Source organism: Streptomyces sp. NPDC007808, from assembly GCF_042868655.1.
In the GTDB taxonomy this organism is placed as follows: domain Bacteria; phylum Actinomycetota; class Actinomycetes; order Streptomycetales; family Streptomycetaceae; genus Streptomyces.
On the sequence record NZ_JBIAEQ010000001.1, the window covers coordinates 659048 to 680291 of the forward strand.

The window sequence follows — 21244 nt, forward strand, 5'->3', positions numbered from 1 at the left end:
AACATCCCTCCCCGGCGGTACAGATCCGTTGGCGGCGGGGGGTGTTCCCTGCGCAGGGTCGGCCTCGGGGGCCAAGGAGCCCTTTCCCCCCGATGCTGGTGACGGCCGCTCAGGCGGGGAAGGTTTCGCCGGCGGCGGCCATGTCGCGGAGGCACTGCGTGGGGCGGAGCTGCTCGCCGTACCGGTCGGCGAGTTCGTCGGCGCGCCTGATGAACGCGGCGAGCCCGATGGAGCCGTCGGGGGCCTCGTAGCCGGTGATGAACTGTGCTGCGCCGCCGGTGGCCGGGGGGAAGCCGAGGCCGAGAATCGAGCCGATGTTGGCGTGGGCTGCCGAGGTGAGCACACCTTCCTCGAAGCACTTCGCGGTCTCCAGCGCTTCACGCACGAGCAGGCGCTCCTGGGCGTCCTTGAGCGGAATCTGCTTCCCGGCGACCGGGATCAGGTCGGCCAGGCCCGGCCAGATCTGCCCCCGCCTGCCGGCGGTGTAGTCGTAGAAACCGGCGCCCTTGAGCTTCCCCGAACGGCCCCTGTCGATCATCGGGCCGACGACCGACTCGGTGACGGTGGGGGTGTCTTCGCCGGCCGCCTCGCGGGTCGTCTTGGCGATCTTGTGCATGAGCTCGAAGTTGAGTTCGTCGGCGAGTTGGAGGGGGCCGACGGGGTAGCCGGCCTGGGTCGCGGCCCGCTCCAGGGAGTAGGGAGCCATCCCTTCGTGCAGCAGTGCCAGGCCCTCCTCGATCCTGGTGCCGATGACGCGTGAGGTGTAGAAGCCGCGGCTGTCGTTGACGACGATCGGCGTCTTCCCGAGTTGCAGGGCCACGTCGTAGGCCCCGGCCAGGGTCGCGTCGGACGTCTCCGCGCCGCGGATGATCTCGATCAGTGGCATCTTGTCGACGGGGGAGAAGAAGTGCAGGCCGATGAAGTCGGCCGGCCGGTCGATGCCCTTGGCGAGGTCGGTGATGGGCAGCGTGCTGGTGTTGGTGCACAGCAGCGCGTCCGGCTTGACGTGCGGCAGGATCTCGGCGAAGACCCGCTGCTTGAGCGAGACGTCCTCGAAGACGGCCTCGATGACCAGGTCGCAGTCGGCCAGGTCGGCCGGGTCGGCGGTGGCGGTGATGCGGTCGAGCAACTCGGCGGCCTGCTTCTGGGTGAGCTTCCCGCGGGAGACGGCCCTGTCGTTCAGGTCCGCCGTGTAGGCCTTGCCCATTGCGGCGTTCTCCACCGTCACGTCCTTGAGCACGACCTGCATGCCGGCGCGGGCGCAGCTGTAGGCGATGCCCGCACCCATCATGCCGGCGCCGAGGACACCGACCTTGACGGCCGTTTTCTTCTCCACGCCGTCGGGACGCAGCGCGCCGGAGTTGATCGATCCCAGGTCGAAGAAGAACGCCTGGATCATGTTCTTCGCCTGCTGGCCGGTGACCAGTTCGGTGAAGTAGCGCGATTCGACGCGCGAGGCGGTGTCGAAGTCGACCTGAGCCCCCTCGACGGGGCCTCGGGCGAGGGCGGTGCGAAGGCCGACCGCGCCGGGGATTACGTACGGGGGGACGAGCTTGCGGACCTTCGCCACCATGGTGTTGACCAGGACCCGCTTCCAACTGCCGAAGAGGTCACCGGCCTCGGTGACGATCACGTGCTCGATGCCTGAGCCGGGCAGGATCTCGGCGACCTTGCCGGCGAAGTTCGCCAGGACCACGAGAGCGCGCGGTCGGGCGTCGGCGACCACCTTGGCCAGTTCGACCGGGGTGTAGAGAGGGTTGGCGTTGACCACGATCAGCCCGGCCTTCTGCGCCCCGAACAACGCGACCGGATACTGCAGAAGGTTGGGCATCTGCAGCACGATGCGGTCTCCCTCGACCAGGCCCAGTTCCTTCTGCAGGTAGGCGGCGAAGTGGTCGCTGAGCTCATCGACCTGAGTGAACGTCAGCCGAACCCCGCGGTGGGAGAACGCCGTTGCGGGGCCGAAGCGTCTCGCCGTGCTCCGCACCATGTCCGGGATCGACGTGTACGCCACGGGGGGAATGTCCGCGCCGACGCCGGGCGGGTAGAACCGTACCCATGGGCGCTGCGCGAGGTCCGCGCCGTCAGGCGTCGGGGCGAGGCTCTGGTCATGGGCCCCGGGCGGCGGCTGCGCTGATGAGTGTTCTGGAGATGTGCTCATGGAGGGTGATGTCCTTCACTCTGAACGTCGTCCGAGACGGAGTCGTGGGTCCACGCCGTTCGGCCGGCTCTGGCCCTGGAACGTCTGCGGCGCCGGTCGAACAGGGCGGGCGGCCCCGAAAGGCCGACCGTGCCTGCTTGGTGGCAGCGCGCCGGCGCATGCGCAACGGCGTGCGCCGAGGTGAGCGGAACGGGAACCGGCGCTGCGGTCCGCGGCGCCGGTTCCTTCGCACGGCGCGAGTGATGCGGGGTCAGGCCGTCAGCGGGTGGCGTTGATCCCGCCGTCGACGGGAATGACTGCCCCGGTGATGTAGCTGCTGGCGGGGCTCATGAGGAAGACGGCGATGCCTGCCATGTCTTCGGGTCGGCCGATGCGCTTGAGGGGGATCTGCCCGGCGACGGCCTCCGCGCCGAGGCTGAGGATGCCGGCGGTCATCTTGGACTCGAACAGGCCGGGTGCGATGGCGTTGACGAGCACATCGGGGGCGAGGGTTCCCGCAAGCTGCTGCGTGAGCATGTGCACGGCTGCCTTGCTGGCGCTGTAGGAGAAGTTGTCGAAGCCGGGGGCGGGGGCGCGCAGGCCGTCGATGCTGCCGGTGTTGACGACCCGGGCGGGGTCGTCGGGCGTCGAGGCCGCCTTCAGCAGCGGCAGCAGGGCCTGGGTGAGGGCGAAGACGCCCTTGACGTTGAGGGAGAGCACCCTGTCCCAGGCGGAGTCGGGGAACTCCTCCAGGGGTGCTCCCCAGTTGGCGCCGGCGTTGTTGAACAGGGCGTGCACGCGACTCTCGCGCTCAGCGATGTACGAGGTCAGGGTCTCGACGCCGTGGGCCGTGGAGAGGTCGGCCGACACCGCGTGAACGTCGCCGAGAGGGCTCAGTTCCTCGACGGCCGACTTCAGATCGGCTTCCTTGCGGCTGGAGATGTACACCGTGGCGCCTGCTTCGAGGAGTCCTCGGGTGATCATCTTGCCGATGCCGCGACCGCCTCCGGTGACGACGGCGACCTTGTCGGCGAGCAGGGGCGTGTGGGTGCTCATGGGATGCTCCGGGTACGGGTGGGGTCAGAGGCGGCCGGGCAAGGCGATGGCGGGTCTGCCTGGCCGGGGGATGCGCTGTGTGCGGGGCGTACTGCGCGCGGCGGGGTGGTGCCGGGGCGCTTACCGGATGCGGCGGCCGGACAGGGCGCGGCTGATGGCGAGGCGCTGGATCTCGCTGGTGCCTTCGTAGATGGTGAAGATCTTGGCGTCGCGAGCCCAGCGTTCGACGGGGTAGTCGCGGGTGTAGCCGTTGCCGCCGAGGATCTGGATCGCGCGTTCGGTGGTGCGGACGGCGACCTCGCTCGCCTTGAGCTTGGCCATGCTGCCCTCGGCGCGGGCGAAGGGCTTGCCGCGCGTCATCATGTGGCTGGCTCGCCAGACCAGAAGGCGGGCGGCGTCGATCTCCATGGCCATGTCTGCCAGGGTGAAGGCGACGGCCTGGTTGTCGATGATCGGGCGGCCGAACTGTTCGCGGATGCCTGCGTATTCGAGGGCGTACTCGTAGGCGGCGCGGGCCACGCCGACGGCCATCGCGCCGATGCCGGGCCGGGTCATCTCGAAGGTGGCCATGGCCGCGGGGACGCGGACACGGGATCCTTCGCGGGCTGCCGCCAGACGCTGGTCCAGGGCCTCCTTGCCGCCGAGGACCAGGTCGGCGGGGATGCGCACGTCGTCGAGGACGACCTCGGCGGTGTGGGAGGCGCGCAGGCCGTGCTTGTGGAACTTCTGCCCTTGGCTGAGGCCGCGGGTGCCGGGCGGGATGAGGAACAGGGCGTGGCCGCGGGCGCCGAGGGCGGGGTCGGTGACGGCGTTGACGACGTGGACGCTTGCGATGCCGCCGTTGGTGGCCCAGGTCTTGGTGCCGTTGATCACCCATTCCTTGGTGGCCTCGTCGTAGCGGGCGTGGGTGCGGATGGCGGCGGCGTCGCTGCCGGCGTTCGGCTCGCTGGCGCACAGGGCGGCCACGGACAGGTCCCCGGGGGTGCCGAAGAAAGCGGGCAGCCAGGTCGCGATCTGCTCCTTGGTCGCGGCGCCGAACAGGGCCGCGGTGGGCAGAAACGTGCCCAGCACAGCCTGGCCCATGCCGCCGTCGCCCCAGAAGATCTCCTCGGCGACCACCGGCTGCAAGAGCCCAGTGGGGTCGGCTGCCATCTGCAGCGCGAACTCGGGGGTGTAGAGGCCGATCCTGGCGGCTTCCTCGATCACGGCCCAGGGCATCTCCTCGCGCTCGTCGTACTCGGCGGCGACCGGCCGCACGTACTTCTCGGCGAAGCCGTGGGCCCACTCACGGGCCTCAGCGATGTCGGGCGGAAGATCGAACAGGTTCGCAGTGGTCACAGCAAGTCTCCTGAAGATGTCGGTCGGGCTGGTCAGCGGCCGGTGAAGGCGGCGTCGCGGCGCTCGATGAAGGACTGGATGCCTTCGGCGCCGTCAGCGGTGGCGAAGAGGCGGGCGATGTCGGGGCGCAGCCGCTCGATCGCGGCCCTCTCACCGCATTCGTGCGCCAGGTGGGCGGAGTCGAAGACGGTCCTGACCCCCAGTGGGGCCGACTTCTCGGCAATGACCCGGGCGATCTGGATGGCGCGCTCGAGCGTGGCCGGTCCGTCGTCGGCGATTTCCTGCACCAGGCCGATGCGGTGGGCCTCAGCGGCGTCGAACTCCTCGCCGGTGAGGATCCAGCGCATGGCGTTGCCCCAGCCGGCCTGCTGGGGGAACCGGAAGGTGGCGCCGCCGAAGGGGTAGATGCCGCGGCGGATCTCGTACTGGGCGAAGCGCGCGTCCCGGGACGCCACGCGGATGTCGGCGGCGAGCAGCAACTCGATCCCGAGGGTCATCACCCAGCCCTGCGCGGCGGCGACGACCGGCTTGGTCCAGGGTCCGTCCAGGCGCCAGGGGTCACGGCTGCCCTCGGGTGCGTCGAACTTACCCGAGGCCAGTTCCGCGCCGACGTCGAGCATGTCCAGGCCGCCGGTGAAGTGGTCGCCGTGGGCGAACAGCACCCCGCACCACAGGTCGTCGTCGGACTCCAGCCGGCCGTAGGCGGCCGCAAGCTCGGCGAGCATGCGCCGGGTGAACGCGTTGCGTTTGGCGGGGCGGTTCAGGCCCATCAGCAGGACGTGTCCGTCCCGCTCGACGGTGACCTCGGCAGCGTCCGCAGATGTGGACATCATCAGACCTCCTCCTCAGTTGCATGATGAGACTTACCGGACGGTAGCCGCCTCCGGCGATCGGCACAAGTTCATCTCATGATGAGACTGATAAGGTGGACGGCATGAGACGGACCTCGTTCGATGGCTGGCCCTGCTCCATCGCCCGCACCGTGGACATCCTCGGCGACGGCTGGACGCTGCTCGTGCTGCGTGACGTCTTCTACGGCGAGTCGCGCTTCGACGGCTTCATCGACTCACTCGGCATCGCCCGCAACACCCTCGCCGACCGCCTGCGGCGTCTGGAAGGGATGGGAATGCTCCAGCGCCGCGCCTACCAGACCGAGCCCGTCCGCCACGAGTACCTGCTGACGGACAAGGGACGTGACTTCTTCGGCGTCCTGGCTGCGATCAACACCTGGGGCGACCGCTGGCAGACCGGCGACGAGGGCGTTCCGGTGATCATGCATCACGCGACCTGCGGCCACGACACCCGGGCAACGGTGGTCTGCTCCTCCTGCAGCGAGCCCCTGCGCCACGAGGACATGGCCGTGCGCACCGGGCCCGGCTACCCGGACCGGTTGCTCGGCAACCCCGCGGTGCGCGCCCGCTTCAACGCTGATGCGAACACCTCCTGATGAGAAACCGGCCCTGACTCGCAGCGAGCGCCGCCACGGCCGTGGCGGGACGGACACCGGCCTGGGCCGGTGAGGCACCGCGCGGCGCGCCGAGGACGTCGCCGCCGCACGCCGGATGTCCACCTGCGGCCGCTACGACCGACTGCAGCAGGACGCGCTTCCAACACCCGCGCAAGGCAGGGCAGTTCGGAAAGGGCGGCGCAGAACCGTGATCCGTACGTGATCAGTACGCCGTAGGCTCTGCTCGACCAGGGGGCTGACGGAACGACGGACCAAGCGGGGGACAGGACATGGAATACCGGCGTGCGGCGATACCGGCGTTGGTCGGAGGGGTGCTCCTCACGGCACTGCTGTGGTGGGCCGGGGAGAGCGCGAACGCGCTGCGGCTGCCCGGCACTTCGGGCGCGCTCGGGGGACGCGTCGCCGCCGAGTTCGAGCGATGGCTGACCCCTTGGTCCTACGACCCTCCGAACTCGGTACGGTTCGGCACCGGGGTGATCGGAGAGATCGGTGAACCCGCGGGGGCCGACGGCTCGCGCTATCTCTCGCTGTACGAGACCGCGCTGCAGATCCGGTTCGCCGCGGTCTTCGCCTTCTTCGTGCCGGGCGCATTGCTCCTGATCCGCAGACTGCCGCCGGTCAACGGCCGGACGTCCGCCGCGCTGCTGTGGGCCTGGGGCCTGGTCGCCGGAATGCTGGCGGTAACCGTCTCCGCGCCCTGGTTGATCGCCTCGTCCGGGCACGGCAGCTACCGCTTCCTGCCGCAGCTGGCGAGTGCGATGGCCGCCGGCCGGCAGATCGTCGTGCTCACCGCGCTGGTCGCGGCGGTGGCGACGGTGCTCGTGGCCCGGGTCGTCACAAAGGGCGACGAGCCGCTGCCACGGCGGCACGTCCCGGCCCGGTCCGCCCGCCTGGCCGCCACCGTCGGGACCGCGGTGGTCGCGCTGTCCCTCGTGGTCCTCTCGTACCAGTCGGTCGCCGCCGCGCTCCAGACGAGCTTCACGGGGGGAGGACTGTTCGCGGAACCGGGGGACCTGCTGCGGCAGTGGCTGCTGCTCGGCGCCTGGACCAGCCCGGCGGGCGCCCCGCTCGGGGACTGGCTGCTGTACCGGGCGGTCGACGTGTTCCTGCTCGCGCTGTTGTGGTGGGCCCTGCGAGTCCTGCCCGGACTGCTCACCCGGGCCACCGTCCCGGCGATGGCGGTCGGCACGGTCTGCGCGACCGTCCTCGCACTGCTGGCGAGCCAGGTGGTGAGGGTGGTCCTGGACGGGTCCAGCCTGCGGTGGGACCTGATGTACCTGTCGGCCGGCATCGGCGGCGGCGTCCCCGCCGCCCTGCTCTGGGGTCTGATCGGGGGCGCCGCTGCCGCGGTGACCCTGCGGGCGACGGCCGGCGGGTCCGAGGACACCGACGCGCCGGCTCCCGTCCGGACGCCCGCCGGTTCGGGGACGGCCCCGCAGCGGTCATGAGCCGCGCCGCTGTCCTTGGCTCTGTGGTGGGGCGTGCGTCCGGGATGCCTCGTAGCGGTTATGAGCCGTGCCGCTGTCCTTGGCTCTGTGGTGGGGCGTGCGTCCGGGACGGCCCCGCAGCGGTCATGAGCTGCGCCGCTGTCCTTGGCTCTGTGGTGGGGCGTGCGTCCGGGATGCCTCGTAGCAGTTATGAGCTGCGCCGCTGTCCTTGGCTCTGCGGTGAGGCATGCGGCAGGGGTGCCCGCAGCTGACAGGCGACCGGACTCATGGAGCGTCCGGCCCTGCCGAGGCTGCCGCGGCTGGATGCCGGGCGTGCTGCCGGACGAGCCCGCGACACGTCTCGGCGTCCGCTTGCGTCGTCCGACCTGGGCTGACGTATCCGTCCGCACGGGGTGACCTCGTCACGCGGACGTCATCGTGGAGGGCCTCGTCCCTCGCGCCGCGCACGGGCTCAGCCGGGGCGGGGCCGGCTGTCGCTGACGGGGGGCGATGCCAAGGGCCGGCCGGACTCGGAGGTCACCGGCCGCGGTACCGAACCTCAGGACCAGCCGAACCGCCGGTCGACCACCGCCGCGAACTCCTCCAGGGTCAGTTCCTCGTCCCCGTTCTGGTCAGCGGCGTCGAACAGCGCCGAGGAGGCTTCCTCGTCCCCCAGGGCCCAGAACGGCAGATCGCCGGACGCGGCCAGCGACGGGCCCTTCGTCCGCAAGGCGGTGATCACCTCTACGCGGGTCAGGGTCCCGTTGTGGTCGAGGTCGAGTGCCTCGAACAGCTTCCGGGCCTTGTCGCTCATCGTGTCACCCTCGTTCCCGTCGGCGGGCGGGGCGCCCGCCGCATCCTCAGGAGAAGACGCCTGCCCCACCTCTCAGGTTCCCTCTTCCGCCCGGACATGCCGACCGGACGGTGAACGCGGGTCTCCCCGGCGCCCGGCCGACGGGACACCGGGGAGCGCGGCGCGCGGCGCGGCTCAGGCCGACGAGCAGGCGGAGCCGTTCAGCGAGAAGGCCGCGGGGCTGGGGTTCGCAGTGCCTTTGCCGGCCGTGAAGCCCACGGTGACCGAGCCGGCCGGTGCGATCGTCGCCGTGTACGACGCGGAGGTGACGGTGACGTCGGCGCCGCTCTGCGCCACCGTGCCGCCCCACAGGTTGCTGACGTGCTGGTCGCCCGGGAAGGTCCAGCGCAGGGTCCAGCCGTTGATCGCGGAGCTGCCGGTGTTGCGCAGGACGACCTCGCCCTGGAAACCGCCGGGCCACTCGTTCGCCACCCGGTAGGCGACCGCGCACGTCGTCGCTGAACCGCCGGAGGACGTGGTCACCGTCACCGTGCCGGAACGCTGCGAGCGGTTGCCGGCGGCGTCGCGGGCGTACACGGCGAAGGTGTGGGCGGTCGCCGGGGCGAGGCCGGTGACCGTGGCGGAGGTGCCGGTCGTGGAGGTGGCCGCGGTCTCGGTTCCGCCACTGACCCGGACCACGTCGTAGCCGGTGACGCCGTGGGCGTCGCTGGAGGCGGACCAGTTCAGGGTGACGGACGAGGACGTCACGGCGGAGGCGGTGGGTGTGCCGGGCGCCGTCGGGGGAGTGGTGTCGCCCCCGGAGGAGTAGATCGCGGCCTCCTCGGAGGTGGCCGCGATGCCGTCCGCGCCGTTGAAGAGGCGCTGCCCCCACGACGTGAGCCGGTTCGGGTCGAACCCGGTGACCATGTCCAGGTACTCGACCCCGCCGCCGTTGCCGCTCCACGACCAGCCCAGGTACCCCAGGCGCAGCTGCCGGGTCACGGCCAGGATGGCGTCCTCGTCGGGGTTGCCGTCCGAGTGGTCGTGGCCGAACTCCCCGACGACGACGGGCAGTTTCGCCGCGACGAAGCGGTTCAGGTAGTCGCTGATCTCGGCGGCGGTGTCGAAGACGCCGTACATGTGGATGGAGAAGACCGTGTTGGCGTCGGGGTCGGCCGCGAAGACCGAGGCGGCGTTGTCGCGCATCGTGAACGCCCAGTCCTGCCCCCAGTTGGGTGCGTCGACCATGAGGGTGTGCTGGAAGCCGGCGCCGCGCAGCTTCTGGACGGCCGCCTTGGTGTCGGCCGTCCAGGCCGCGTAATCGATGTTGCCGTACGGCTCGTTGCCGATGTTGACGATGACGTAGTCCTCCTGGCCGCGCAGTGCGTCCCGCACGCCGATCCAGTAGTCCGCGGCGCGGGAGAGGGTGACGGCGCCGCTCTGCTCGCCGTAGCCGGTGGTGTCGTGGACCTCCAGCACGCAGATGAGCCGGTTCTGCTTGCACTGGCGTACGACGTTCGTCACGTCGGCGGTGTCGTTGCGCGTCCAGCGGTCACCGCTGGAGAGGACCACCCGGACCGTGTTGGCACCCTTGGCCTTGATGTGGGCGAGGGAGCTGATGCGGTCCGGGAACCAGGTGTGGGCGTGGTTGACGCCCCGCATGACGAAATCGTTCCCGTTCGCCTCCAGCAGCCGGCCGTCGGCGACGCGGAAGCCCGCCGGCGCGGCTTGAGCGGGCGTGACGAGGGCGAGCAACGGCAGGAGCAGCCCCAGGAGGGCGGTGACGACGGTGGTCGTGCGTGGGAGGGCCGTGGCGCGGGGTCTCATGGCGGCTCCAGGAGGACGGAGGGGGGAGGGGTGAGGGAGCGAGCGGCGTCAGGCGGTTCTCGTCGTGCAGGTGACGGCCGCGGCGGGGTCGCCGGTCGAGGCCGGCGTACGGGCGATGAAGCCGAAGGCGGTGCTCGCGCCGGGTGCCAGGGTGCCGTTCCACGTGGCGTTGGTCACCGTGGCCGTGCCGTCGGCACCGGTGGCGAGGGTGCCGTTCCAGAGCTGGGTGAGACGGGCGCCGTCCGCCGGTACGACGGTTGCGGTCCAGCCGGACGCGGGGGAGGCGGACGCGTTGGTGACGGTCACCTCGCCCTGGTAGCCGCCCTGCCAGGTGGAGACGGTGCGGAAGGACGCGGTGCAGACGGCCGGATCACCGGGATCTCCCGGGTCACCGGGGTCAGCGTCGAGCAGCGCCGCCAGTGCCGGGTACCAGCGGGCGGCGATCTTCGCGTCGCCGGAAGCGCTGGGATGCACGCCGTCGTAGGTGTCGGTGGCCGTGTCGAAGCCCGTCCACTGGTCGACGACGGTGATCGGGGAGCGGGCGGTGCTCGTGGTCCGGGCCCACTCGGGGATGTGGGCGTTGAAGTCGACGACGCGCCGGGCGCAGGCCGCGCACTGGCTCGGGTTCATGGGGATGAGCTGCGCGACCAGGATCTTCATGTCCGGATCGGCGGCCCGCATCTGACCGACGAGTTTCGTGTAGGCGGTGAGGATGCGGTCGGGGGAGACGCTGCTCCACACGTCGTTGGTGCCGAAGTGCATGACAACGATGTCCGGGCGGGTGGCGGCCAGCCGTCCAGGAAGCAGGTCCTGGTCGGCCACGTGGGTCACCAACTCGCCCCCGTGGCCCTCGTTGTCGCCGTCGTGCGCCTGTGCGCAGCCCTGGTGGCTGAGGGTGCCGACGAAGTCGACGTCGGTGTACCCGGCGCTCTGCAGCCGGTTCCAGAGCAGGGCGCGCCAGCAGCCGGGTGAGCCGGTGATGGAGTCGCCCAGCGGCATGACGCGCACGGGTGCTGCTGCCATCGTCGCTGTCGCTGTCGCTGTCGCTGTCGCTGTCGCTGTCGCTGTCGCCGTCGCCGTCGTGGCGGCCGCGGCCGGTGGCGCGAGCGTCGGGCCGGCGGTCAGGAGCAGGGTGCCGAGCAGGGTGAGCAGCGGGATGATCCGTAAGGGCACGTGGCGGGTGTCGCGCATGGTGGTCCCTTCCCTGGGTGAGGTGGGAGCGCTCCCATCGGACATGAAGCCATCGTTGTCATTGACGCGTCAAGAGGTGGGGCGGTACCTGGGAGCCGGATCCGCGAGCACCGACCGTTCGAGGAGTCGCCCATGTCCGGGCCGTCCGCCCTTTGCGCGCTGGTGAGCGGGGTGCGCGGGCGGCTTCCCGCAGACCGCCGGGCGGCACCGCTGACTGGCTGGCGCAGCTGACGGAGCGGGCGGTGGTGCGCGGGTTGCGTCGCGAGGTGGCTCGATCGAAGACATCGATCGCACGGGGGAAGGCCGAACGCCGACCCGGCTGTCGGCACCGCATTGCCGGCAGACGGGTCGGCGTTGGCCGGGCGGGATCAGACCGCTGGTGCCGGGAAGGTCGGGTACTCCACCCCGGAGACGTGCTGCACGACGCGGATGACCTGGCACGAGTAGCCGAACTCGTTGTCGTACCAGAGGTAGAGGATGGCGTTGTCGCCGTCCACCTTGAGCGCGCCGGCGTCGACGATCGAGGCGTGGCGCGAGCCGATGAAGTCGCTGGAGACCGCGTCAGGGGCCGAGATGAAGTCGATCTGGCGGCGCAGCGGTGAGGTCAGCGACACGTCGCGCAGGTAGTCGAGGACCTCCTCGCGGGTCGTCTCGCGGGCGAGCTGGAGGTTCAGGATCGCTATCGAGACGTCCGGCACGGGGACGCGGATCGAGCTGCCGGAGATCTTCGCCTTGAGGTCCGGCAGCGCCTTGGCGACGGCCGAGGCGGCACCGGTCTCGGTGATGACCATGTTCAGCGGCGCACTGCGGCCACGGCGCTCGGACTTGTGGTAATTGTCCAGCAGGTTCTGGTCGTTGGTGAACGAGTGGACGGTCTCCACGTGGCCGCGCTGGACACCGAACTCGTCGTCCATCGCCTTCAGCGGCGGGACGATGGCGTTGGTGGTGCAGGAGGCGCAGGACAGGATCTGCTCGTCCGGCTTGATCGTGTCGTGGTTGACACCGTGCACGATGTTGGGGACGTCGCCCTTGCCCGGCGCGGTCAGGACGACCTTGTCGACGCCCGGACGCAGGTGCTTGGACAGGCCCTCGCGGTCGCGCCACTTGCCGGTGTTGTCGATGAGGATGGCGTTCTTGATGCCGTACGCCGTGTAGTCGACCTCGCTGGGGTCGTTGGCGTAGATCACCTTGATCGCGTTGCCGTTGGCGTTGATCGTGCTGTTGGCCTCGTCGACGGTGATCGTGCCCTGGAACTGGCCGTGGATGGAGTCCCGGCGCAGCAGCGAGGCCCGCTTGACGATGTCCTGCTCGCCGCCGCCGCGCACGACGATGGCCCGCAGGCGCAGTCCGTTGCCCGAGCCGGCCTTCTCGATCAGCAGCCGCGCGACGAGGCGGCCGATGCGGCCGAAGCCGTACAGGACGACGTCGCGGCCTTCGCCGCCCTCGATCTTGTTGGCGCCGGTGGCGCCGGCGACGGCCTCGGCGGTGAACGCCTCCACGGACAGCCCGCGGTCGTCGCTCTTGTACGTCGCGGCCAGCATGCCGATGTCGATCTGCGACGGGCCGAGGTCGAGCGAGGTGAGGGCCTGCAGGAAGGGCAGCGTCTCGGTGACCGAGAGCTCCTCACCGGCGATCTGCCGGGCGAACCGGTGGGTCTTGAGGATGCTGACCACCGACTTGTTCACCAGGGAGCGGCTGTGGAGGAGGACGGTGACGTCCCGCTCCCGGTGCAGCTTCCCGATGAGCGGGATCATCGACTCCGCGATCTCCTCGCGGTTCTTCCAATTGGTGAACGAGTCGTCGTTGACAGTCACGGGCCTATCTTTCGAGCTAGGTGGCGCTCATATGCTAACCGCAGGGTGCGACGATCGTTCAAAGGGGGGTCTGTGCAGTACGAGAACGCCCGATAATGCAGGGGTTTGCGGCGATGGGCCGGCGGTGGTCGTACCTGGACGGAGAAGGGATGAAGGGGTGGAGCTGGAGCTACGGCATCTGCGCGTCCTGTGTGTGATCGCGGACGCGGGGAGCGTGGGCCGGGCGGCGGCGGAGCTGGGGTACTCGCAGCCCGCCATCAGCACCCAACTCCGCCGGATCGAGCGGTACTTCGGCGAGTCACTGTTCGAACGCGGTCCGTCCGGAGTGCGGTTGACGCCCTACGGCTTCGAGGTCGTGGCCCAGGCCCGTGACGTCCTGGCCCGTGCCGACGCGATCGGCCGCCGTCCCGCCTCCGGCGCCGGGGCCGCGCGCCGGACGCTGCGGGTGGCGGCGACCAACTCGCCGATGCTGGCGGGCATGATGTCGGGCGTCCGCACCCGCCTGCCGGACGTCTCGCTCGCGGTGAGCAGCGTGTACGCCTCCTCGCGGATCGTCGAGCTGCTGGAGGAGGGCGCGGCGGACGCCGCCATCGCCGCGGACTACCCCGGCAGGGAACTGGAGCACTCGGACGCGGTGGCCCACCGCGGGATCGTCACGGAGCCGACGTTCGTGGCGCTCCCGTCCCGGCATCCGCTCGGGCAGCGCGCCCAGGTCGCGCTCGCGGACCTGGCCGAGGAGGCGTGGTTCCTGACGCCGGACGACGGAGCCGGCTGGCCGGGCGTGTTCTACTCGGCCTGCGCGGCGGCCGGGTTCACTCCCGCGGTCGCGCACGAGTTCCTCGGTGACCAGCAGCAGTTGCAGGGAATGATCGCCGACGGTCTGGGGGTGGCCGTCGTGCAGCCGACGATGCGGCCGATGCCGCACGTGGTGGTCAAGCCGCTGACCGGCACGCCGTTGTGGTGCCGGTACGTGCTCGCCTGGCGGCGCTCTGCGGTCTCGGAGGAGCTGGCGGACGCCCTGTTCCAGTCCGCCGCCGAAGCCCACCGCCAACTCGTGGCCCGGTCGCCGCACTTGAGGACCTGGGCAGCGCGGACCTGGAGCACGCCCGGCGTCTAGGTGCGCTGTCCGCACAGTCCCGCCTGCCCCGCCGGGCCGACGACGGGACGGTGCGGACACGACCGACGACGTTATGACCCCCCGGCGTCATGTGCTATGTCACACACCATTGTTGGGGGAGGGCGGCGTTGAGACAGTGCCTCACACGCCTCAGCACCCCATCTCCGAGGCGCATCCGTCCGTGGAGGAACTTAGATGCGCTACCGCATCGTGCTGCCCAGACACCTGGCGTCCGTGCTCGCCGCCTGTGTCGCCCTCATAGGCCTGCCGTCGACCCCGGCACTCGCCGCACCGCCCGACGCCGACCCCACCACCGCATCCCGCACCACGGCCCGTACCACGACCCCCTCCCCGACCGGCTCGACGCCGGCCGCCGCCGCCCGCCCCGCCGTGCAGGAACGGCCGCTCGTCCGGGCCCATGTGCCTCCCCTCACCCCGACGCGCCTGCCGACCCCGCCGAACGTGCAACCCGGCGCCCGGGCCGCCTCCTGCACACCGGCCGACTTCGGCAGCAGGACCGGCGCCGCGCTGGTGGCCTTCGTCAAGGCCTCGACCACGGACTGCGTCAACACGCTCTTCGCGGTCACCGGCACGGACGCGCGCGCCGTCTTCCGCGAGTCCCAGATGGTCACGGTCGCGCAGGCGTTCACGAGCGCGGCACGGCACTACCGGGGCGACAACTCCCTGCGTGTGTGGCAACTCGTCCTGTTCCTGCGGGCCGGCTACTACGTGCAGTTCAACAACCCGGCCGACGTCGGCGCGTACGGCCCGTCCCTGGCCCGGAACACCGTCCGGGGCCTGGACACCTTCTTCGCCCGCCCGCACTCCAGGGACGTCAGCGCCGCGAACGGTGACGTGCTGAGCGAGGTCGTCGTCCTCACCGACAGCGCCGACCAGCAGGCCCGCTATCTGCGGGTCTACCAGCGTGTACTGAAGGACTACGACAGCTCCTACGACACCATCCGCAGCATGCTGGCGGCCGTCAACGCCGTCCACACCCCGCTGTGGCGCGGCAACTGGAACCCCGAGTACGTCAGGGCGGTCGTCGCCGACCCGTCCGTCACCCGGACCCTGCACTCCTTCGCGCGCGGTCACCTGGACCTGCTCGGCACCGATCGCGCCTACCTCACCTCCAACGCCGGGATGACCCTGGCCCGGCACGTCGAGCACGCCCCGCTCCGGGCCACGGTCCGCCCCCGGGTCAAGCACCTGCTGGACATCACCCGCATCACCGGGCCCACCGCGGGCCTCTGGGTCGCCGTGGCCACGCAGGCCGACGCCTACGACGGCGCCGACTGCGCGTACTACGGCGTATGCGACCTCACCGGCCAACTCAAGCGCGCGGCGCTGCCGATCAGCCACAAGTGCGACGCCACACGCACGATCAGGGCCCAGTCGCTCACCCCCGCCGAACTCGCCGCGGCGTGCGCCAGCGTGCTGGGCCAGGACCGTTACGTCCATGACCTGGTCAAGGACGACGGACCCATTCCGGGCCAGTACCTGTCGACCCTCGAACTGGTCGTCTTCGCCGGACGCGACGACTACCGGACCTACGCCGGGGCCATCTTCGGCATCAGCACGGACAACGGCGGCATGACCCTCATCGGGGACCCGGCGGACCCGGCCAACGCGCCGTTCGCGGTCATGTACCAGAAGAGCCGGGACGACGGGCACGCCGCCAGGATCTGGAACCTCAACCACGAGTACACCCACTACCTCGACGCCCGGTTCAACATGAAGGGTGACTTCGCCCAGCAGACGTCGGTGCCGGACGTCTGGTGGATCGAGGGCCTGGCCGAGTACGTCTCCTACGGCTACCGCGGCATCACCTACGACCAGGCGGTCACCGAGGCGGGCAGGCACACGTACCGGCTGAGCACGCTGTTCCGGAACACGTACGCCAACAGCGACGTGACCCGCACCTACCCCTGGGGCTACCTCGCGGTCCGGTACATGGTCGAGCGGCACCCGGACGACGTCCAGCGCATGCTCGCCCGCTTCCGCGTCGGCGACTACGCCGGGGGGCACGCCGTCTACGCCACCGACATCGGCACCCGCTACGACGCCGACTTCGACGAGTGGCTCACCGCTTGCGCGGCCGGCGCCTGCGCGGCCCAGCAGCGGCGCTGAACACGCCACGTGGCCGCGCCGGTTCGCCCGCGCGGCCACAGCGGCGGTCGGTTCAGCAGGTGGGGCGCCGGGCGTGGGCGGGGTCGAGGGCGTTCAGCACGAGGCGATGGGCCAGGTCGCTGAGCTTCCTCGCGGCACGGCTGCGTTCGGAGGGCGAGGTGAAGCGAGCCCGCCGGGCCCTGGTGGAGCGGCTGCCGGAGCAGCCGAGAGGGCGCGAACGCGCACCGCTGGGGCCGCTGGCCGAGCGTGCCCGGTGGAGGCTTCCCGGCGCCGTCGCGTGCGTGGTGGTGCGCTCCGCGGGAGGCTTGTCCGTGCCCGGCGCCGACGCGGAGCTGCTGTCCGTCAGCCGGGGAGGCGATCTCGTCCTGGTGGTGCCCGAGCCCGAGACGAGCGGGCTGGTCGACCGCGTACGGGCGGCGGCCCGGGACCGTGTCACCGTCGTGGGCCCCGCCGTTCCCGCGCCCGAGGCGTGGCTGTCCCCGCAGTGCGTCCGGCTCGCCCTCGACCGTCGTGCGGACCTGCCCGCGCACCCTGACGGCGGTGTCTTCCTGCGCCTCGACGACGAGTTGGCCGAACTGCACCTGCTGCGGGCCGCGCCCATCGGCCGGTTGCTCGGCCTACGGGTGCTGGCCGTCTTCGCCGACCTCCCCACGGGACGGGCCGGCCGGCTCGCCGAGACCCTGGACGCCCTGCTGATGTCCTGGGGCCGTACGGCTCCCGAAGTGGCCCGGGCGCTCGGAATCCATCCTCAGACGGCCCGCAAACGACTGCGCCGGCTGGAGGCCCTGTTCGGCGCCCGGCTGGAGGATTCGCGCTTCCGCTTCGAGGCCCTGCTGGCGCTGCGCCCCCACGCGCTGCGCCCCCACGCGTTGCGCCCCCACGCGCTGCGCCCCCACGCGTTGCGCCCCGACTCCGGCGGAGCGCGGGGGAGTTGCCGGTACGCCCGCGTCCCGTCCTCGCCGACGGATCTTCCCCGGCGACGTGAGCGGTGCGACGATGCCGGGGTGATCGCATCCCCGGACCCGCTCACCGGCACACCCCCGAGCCGGATACCGCAGACGGAGACGCACGGCCTCGACGTGATCGCCGACGCCGAACGCAAGGGCACGCCGCGCACCCTGTTCCGACCCTGGTTCGGGGCCGATGTGTCCGTGCTGGGGCTGAGTCACGGGGCGTTCGCGTTCGGCTTCCTCGGCTTCCTCGGCTTCCCCGGCTTCCTCGGCACGCTCGTGACGCGGCGCGGTCACGTCCGTGCGCAGGTGGGGCGGGCGGCGCCGGCGGACGAAGGGCTACGCGCATGACCACCGGGCTGCTCACCGTCATCGACATGCAGCGTGTCTTCGCCGACCCCGGCAGCCCGTGGGCCGCCCCGAGGTACGCCGAGGCGGCGGCGGGCGTACGGCTGCTGCTGCCGGCCTTCGGGGACCGGGTCACGTTCACCCGTTTCGTGGCACCCGGCGCACCCGAGGGCGCGTGGCGCGCCTACTACGAGCGCTGGCACTTCGCGCTGCAACCCCCCGACGCCGAACTCTGGCAGCTGACCGACGAGTTCGCGGGCGACGCACGGCATGTACTGGACGCAGCCACGTTCGGTAAATGGTCGCCGGAACTGGCCCGGCGCGCCGCTCCGGAGGGCCGCCTGGTCCTGACCGGCGTCAGCCCGACTGCTGCGTCCTGTCGACGGCGCTCGCGGCCGCCGACGCGGGCGTCGAGGTGTTGGTCGCCGCCGACGCCTGCGCCGGCGCGAACGACGACTCGCACGTCACGGCACTGCGGATCCTGAATGCGTACCGGCCGTTGATCCGGGTGACGACGGTCGCCGAGTTGCTTCGGGAGGCGCCGTGAGCCCGCCGCGCCGTCTGGCCCTCCTCGGCGGAGGCTTCTCCACCGACGAGGACGGGCTGCTGGACGACTGGGTGCTGGGACACGCGCGCACGCCTCGCCCCAAGGTGTGCTTCCTGCCCACTGCGAGCGGCGACGCCCCGGCGTACGTCGAGAAGTTCCTCGCCGCGTTCGGTGATCGGCCGGATCGCGAACCCACCGTGCTGCGCCTGTTCGACAGGAGCCTCGACGACGACGCACTGCGCGCGTTCATGCTCGCGCAGGACGTCGTCTACGTCGGCGGCGGCAATACCGCGAACCTCCTCGCGGTGTGGCGCGTGCACGGTGTGGACCGGCTGCTGCGGCAGGCCTACGACCAGGGAACCTTGCTGTGTGGGATCAGTGCGGGCGCCAACTGCTGGGCCGAGGCCTCGCACACCGACTCCTTCGGCCCGCTCACCTTCCTGCCGGACGGACTAGGTGTGCTGCCGGGATCGGTGTGCCCTCACTACGACGGCGAACCCGGGCGCCGCGCTTCCTACCGGTCGGCAGTGGCAGCCGGCGACCTGCCCGCCGGGTGGGCCCTCGAGGACGGCACCGGCGCCCTCTTCACGGACGGCCGGCTCACGGAGACGGTGTCCCGGGCGCCGGGCGCTTGCGTGTACCGGGTGGCGCGGGACGAGGCCGGACGAGCCGGTGAGCGCGCGCTCGCGTGCCGGACGCTGTCCCACGGCACCGGCACCGGCACCGGCACTGGCACCGTGGACGGGCGATGATCGTTCACGGTGTCGTGGTCTCGGATTCGAGGGAATCCCGGGTGGCGCCACCGTAGCCGCCCGATTCGTCGGTGAGAACGACACGGGTGAGCTGGTGGGCGCGCACCGCGCCTTCGACCTCGCGGTCGTGGTCGCCCTCCCCGCCGTAGGGGCCGTTACGCGGACCGCCGGGGTGTCGTCGAGGTGGGCCGGCCGAGGTGGGCGGTGAACCAGTCGCGGGCCAGCTCGGCGACGGTGCCGAGCGTGCCGGGTTCCTCGAACAGGTGCGTGGCACCCGGGACCACGGCGATCCGGTGCTCGCAGTGCATCCGGTCGGCGGCGAGGCGGTTGAGGCTGAGCACCTGGGTGTCGCGGCTGCCGACGATGAGCAGGGTCGGGGCCCGCAGCCGGCTCAGCGCCGCCGGTGTGGCCAGGTCGGGCCGGCCGCCGCGCGAGACGACCGAACGGATCTCGGAACCGGACAGCGCCGCCGCCTCCAGCGCGGCGGCCGCTCCGGTACTGGCCCCGAAGTAGGCGACGGGCAGGCCGGTCTCCCGGCGCAGCCACACGGACGCGGCGTGCAGGCGCCGGGCGAGCAGGAGGATGTCGAAGACGTTGTGCCGGTCGTTCGCCTCGTCGTCGGTGAGGAGATCGAGCAGCAGGGTGGCCAGACCCCCGCGGTTGAGGGCGGTGGCTACGTACTGGTTGCGCGGGCTGTGCCGGCCGCTCCCGCTGCCGTGCGCGAACGCCACCACCTCCGGCGCCCCGTCCGGCACGACCAGCCGGGCGCCCACCTGCGCCCCCGCGGCCGGGATCAGCACCTCGCCGTCGGACGGCGCGGCGGTGGGGGAGCGGGGCGGGGACGGGGCGGCCGCCGCGAGCAGGGCCGTGACCTCGGCGTCCGTGACCTGGGTGAAGTCCCGGTACCAGGCGCCCACCGAGCCGAGCATGCGGTGAGGCTGCGGGCAGACGACCACGTCGGCCACCTCCCGCAGCCGGGCGACGCTGCGGGCCGCGCCGACGGGCACGGCGAGCACGACCTGGGCCGCGCCCCGGCCGCGCACGACCCGGCAGGCCGCCTCGGCCGTGGCCCCGGTGGCGAGCCCGTCGTCGACCACGACGGCCGTACGCCCGGCGACCGGCACCGCCGGCCGGTCCTGCCGGTACCTGCTCACCCGCCGTTCCAGCTCGGCCCGCTCCGCCGCCTCCACGGCCTCCTGCTCGGCCACGTCCAGCCCGGCCTGGTCGATCACGTCCAGGTTGAGGACGCGGACCCCGTGCTCGCCGATCGCCCCGAAGCCCCACTCGGGCTGGTGGGGCACGCCCAGCTTGCGCACCACCAGCACGTCCAGCGGGGCACCCAGCCGCCGGGCCACCTCGGCGGCCACGGGCAGCCCGCCCCGCGGCAGCCCCAGCACCACCACATCGGCGCCGCTCAGCTGCTCAAGCTCCTCGGCCAGCAGCCGCCCTGCCATCCTGCGGTCGTCGTAACGCATACACGCCTCCCGCGCCCACACGGACGGGAGCCTGTCCCTCCTCTTCAGGCTACGACTGTTCGTGCGCGGGCCCGCCACCTCCTCCAGGGCTCGTGTTCCGGACGGCCGGTTCCCGGCACGCGCGCGAGGGCGAGCGGACGCAGCGCTGCTTCTGGGACGCGACCACGTACCGAGCCCACGCGGGCCCCGGCGGGGCGGAGCCGCTCGTCCGCCGGGTCGGCTGCGGCCGGCTGGGGCGCGGCCCTTCGCCCGCATTCGGTGGATCCCCTGGAGCGTGCCCATCGGCCCATCCCCTGGACGGCCATAGGAATGCTCCACTCCGGATCGGGTACGCGAGCAGAACCGCCACGGGGACCAGCACGCCCCTGGCGGGCCGCACGACCGCCGCTACCAGGGGATTCGCCATGGAGACACCCGCGAACGACAACACCGCCACACCGGCACGGCAGGCGCTGGACGCGCTGGCCGAGAACACCGAGGACAGGGCGGCGATGGACACGCTCGCGAGCAGCGACGTCCTCGTCCCCGTACCCGACGACGCGGTCGGGGAGGACGCCATGGACCCGGGCGCCGTGGCCCTGCCGGTCATCGAGCGGCCGGGCGGCGACCCGGTCGTCCCCGTGTTCACCTCCGAGCCCGCGATGGCCGAACTGCTGCCGTACGTCTCCCGCTACCGCCTGGTGCCGCTGGGTGCGCTCGCCTCGCAGTGGCCGGCCGACGAACTGGCCCTGACCATAGACGCCGGCTCCACCCACCCGCTGACGCTGACGTCGGAGGGCGTACGGACGCTTCTGGCGCGGCCGTAACCCGCCAGGGCGGGCAGCGCCGAGGAACGGCGACAACGCGAAGGGGATGGGCGACGGCACCCGAG

16 protein-coding genes and 1 pseudogene are annotated in these 21244 nt (G+C 71.7%); 8 read left to right on the top strand and 9 right to left on the bottom strand.

Going from position 1 to position 21244, the window contains the following annotated elements; translation table 11 throughout:
* Positions 1-109: 109 nt before the first annotated feature.
* The 4 genes from ACFYNL_RS02950 to ACFYNL_RS02965 all read right to left on the bottom strand — a co-directional run bounded on the left by ACFYNL_RS02950 (position 110) and on the right by ACFYNL_RS02965 (position 5367).
* On the bottom strand, positions 110-2014 hold the full coding sequence (locus tag ACFYNL_RS02950) for a 3-hydroxyacyl-CoA dehydrogenase NAD-binding domain-containing protein (RefSeq protein ID WP_388795440.1): 1905 nt from the start codon (positions 2012-2014) through the stop codon (positions 110-112).
* Positions 2015-2419: 405 nt separating this feature from the next.
* Positions 2420-3196, bottom strand: a complete 777-nt coding sequence (locus ACFYNL_RS02955; RefSeq protein WP_388795443.1) for an SDR family oxidoreductase — start codon at positions 3194-3196, stop codon at positions 2420-2422.
* Positions 3197-3316: 120 nt separating this feature from the next.
* A complete protein-coding gene (locus tag ACFYNL_RS02960; protein ID WP_388795446.1) occupies positions 3317-4534 on the bottom strand; it encodes an acyl-CoA dehydrogenase family protein in 1218 nt (405 codons plus the stop codon).
* Positions 4535-4566: 32 nt separating this feature from the next.
* Positions 4567-5367, bottom strand: a complete 801-nt coding sequence (locus ACFYNL_RS02965; protein ID WP_388795449.1) for a crotonase/enoyl-CoA hydratase family protein — start codon at positions 5365-5367, stop codon at positions 4567-4569.
* Between the two features lie 101 nt (positions 5368-5468).
* Between ACFYNL_RS02965 and ACFYNL_RS02970 the strand changes: the two genes are divergently transcribed.
* Both ACFYNL_RS02970 and ACFYNL_RS02975 read left to right on the top strand, forming a co-directional pair.
* On the top strand, positions 5469-5981 hold the full coding sequence (locus tag ACFYNL_RS02970) for a winged helix-turn-helix transcriptional regulator (protein ID WP_388795452.1): 513 nt from the start codon (positions 5469-5471) through the stop codon (positions 5979-5981).
* 290 nt (positions 5982-6271) lie between these two features.
* Positions 6272-7450, top strand: a complete 1179-nt coding sequence (locus ACFYNL_RS02975; RefSeq protein ID WP_388795455.1) for a hypothetical protein — start codon at positions 6272-6274, stop codon at positions 7448-7450.
* Positions 7451-7988: 538 nt separating this feature from the next.
* Here ACFYNL_RS02975 and ACFYNL_RS02980 read toward each other — a convergent pair.
* The 4 genes from ACFYNL_RS02980 to ACFYNL_RS02995 form a co-directional block, all read right to left on the bottom strand.
* Positions 7989-8243, bottom strand: a complete 255-nt coding sequence (locus ACFYNL_RS02980; RefSeq protein ID WP_388795458.1) for an EF-hand domain-containing protein — start codon at positions 8241-8243, stop codon at positions 7989-7991.
* 174 nt (positions 8244-8417) lie between these two features.
* Positions 8418-10049, bottom strand: coding sequence for a cellulase family glycosylhydrolase (locus ACFYNL_RS02985; RefSeq protein WP_388795461.1), 1632 nt, complete (start codon positions 10047-10049; stop codon positions 8418-8420).
* Positions 10050-10097: 48 nt separating this feature from the next.
* Positions 10098-11240 (bottom strand): GDSL-type esterase/lipase family protein, encoded by a 1143-nt coding sequence (locus ACFYNL_RS02990; protein WP_388795464.1) that lies wholly within the window; start codon positions 11238-11240, stop codon positions 10098-10100.
* A gap of 368 nt (positions 11241-11608) precedes the next feature.
* Positions 11609-13054: a glyceraldehyde-3-phosphate dehydrogenase gene (locus ACFYNL_RS02995; RefSeq protein ID WP_388795467.1), complete on the bottom strand. Its 1446-nt coding sequence runs from the start codon at positions 13052-13054 to the stop codon at positions 11609-11611.
* Positions 13055-13211: 157 nt separating this feature from the next.
* Here ACFYNL_RS02995 and ACFYNL_RS03000 point away from each other — a divergent pair, with 157 nt between their 5' ends.
* From ACFYNL_RS03000 to ACFYNL_RS03020, 5 genes and pseudogenes are all read left to right on the top strand, one after another.
* A complete protein-coding gene (locus ACFYNL_RS03000; RefSeq protein ID WP_388795470.1) occupies positions 13212-14171 on the top strand; it encodes a LysR family transcriptional regulator in 960 nt (319 codons plus the stop codon).
* A gap of 195 nt (positions 14172-14366) precedes the next feature.
* On the top strand, positions 14367-16301 hold the full coding sequence (locus tag ACFYNL_RS03005; RefSeq protein WP_388795473.1) for a collagenase: 1935 nt from the start codon (positions 14367-14369) through the stop codon (positions 16299-16301).
* A 158-nt stretch (positions 16302-16459) separates the two neighbouring features.
* Positions 16460-17602, top strand: a complete 1143-nt coding sequence (locus ACFYNL_RS03010; RefSeq protein ID WP_388795476.1) for a helix-turn-helix domain-containing protein — start codon at positions 16460-16462, stop codon at positions 17600-17602.
* Positions 17599-18146 (top strand): annotated as a pseudogene (locus ACFYNL_RS03015) (cysteine hydrolase family protein). Before ACFYNL_RS03010 ends, ACFYNL_RS03015 begins: the two are co-directional and overlap by 4 nt.
* Entirely contained in the window at positions 18143-18898 is a 756-nt protein-coding gene (locus ACFYNL_RS03020; RefSeq protein ID WP_388795479.1) for a Type 1 glutamine amidotransferase-like domain-containing protein, read from the top strand. Before ACFYNL_RS03015 ends, ACFYNL_RS03020 begins: the two are co-directional and overlap by 4 nt.
* A gap of 155 nt (positions 18899-19053) precedes the next feature.
* Here the strand turns inward: ACFYNL_RS03020 and ACFYNL_RS03025 are convergent, their stop codons facing one another.
* On the bottom strand, positions 19054-20373 hold the full coding sequence (locus ACFYNL_RS03025; protein ID WP_388795482.1) for a phosphoribosyltransferase family protein: 1320 nt from the start codon (positions 20371-20373) through the stop codon (positions 19054-19056).
* A gap of 404 nt (positions 20374-20777) precedes the next feature.
* Here ACFYNL_RS03025 and ACFYNL_RS03030 point away from each other — a divergent pair, with 404 nt between their 5' ends.
* Complete coding sequence (locus ACFYNL_RS03030; protein ID WP_388795485.1) at positions 20778-21179, top strand: SseB family protein; 402 nt, start codon at positions 20778-20780, stop codon at positions 21177-21179.
* The last annotated feature ends 65 nt before the right edge of the window (positions 21180-21244 follow it).

Coding starts and splice junctions, on each gene's coding strand:
- ACFYNL_RS02955 (WP_388795443.1), bottom strand. CDS start 3,196: ATGAGCACCCACACGCCCCTGCTCGCCGACAAGGTCGCCGTCGTCACC.
- ACFYNL_RS02965 (WP_388795449.1), bottom strand. CDS start 5,367: ATGATGTCCACATCTGCGGACGCTGCCGAGGTCACCGTCGAGCGGGAC.
- ACFYNL_RS02970 (WP_388795452.1), top strand. CDS start 5,469: ATGAGACGGACCTCGTTCGATGGCTGGCCCTGCTCCATCGCCCGCACC.
- ACFYNL_RS02975 (WP_388795455.1), top strand. CDS start 6,272: ATGGAATACCGGCGTGCGGCGATACCGGCGTTGGTCGGAGGGGTGCTC.
- ACFYNL_RS02980 (WP_388795458.1), bottom strand. CDS start 8,243: ATGAGCGACAAGGCCCGGAAGCTGTTCGAGGCACTCGACCTCGACCAC.
- ACFYNL_RS02985 (WP_388795461.1), bottom strand. CDS start 10,049: ATGAGACCCCGCGCCACGGCCCTCCCACGCACGACCACCGTCGTCACC.
- ACFYNL_RS02990 (WP_388795464.1), bottom strand. CDS start 11,240: ATGCGCGACACCCGCCACGTGCCCTTACGGATCATCCCGCTGCTCACC.
- ACFYNL_RS03005 (WP_388795473.1), top strand. CDS start 14,367: ATGCGCTACCGCATCGTGCTGCCCAGACACCTGGCGTCCGTGCTCGCC.
- ACFYNL_RS03025 (WP_388795482.1), bottom strand. CDS start 20,373: ATGCGTTACGACGACCGCAGGATGGCAGGGCGGCTGCTGGCCGAGGAG.
- ACFYNL_RS03030 (WP_388795485.1), top strand. CDS start 20,778: ATGGAGACACCCGCGAACGACAACACCGCCACACCGGCACGGCAGGCG.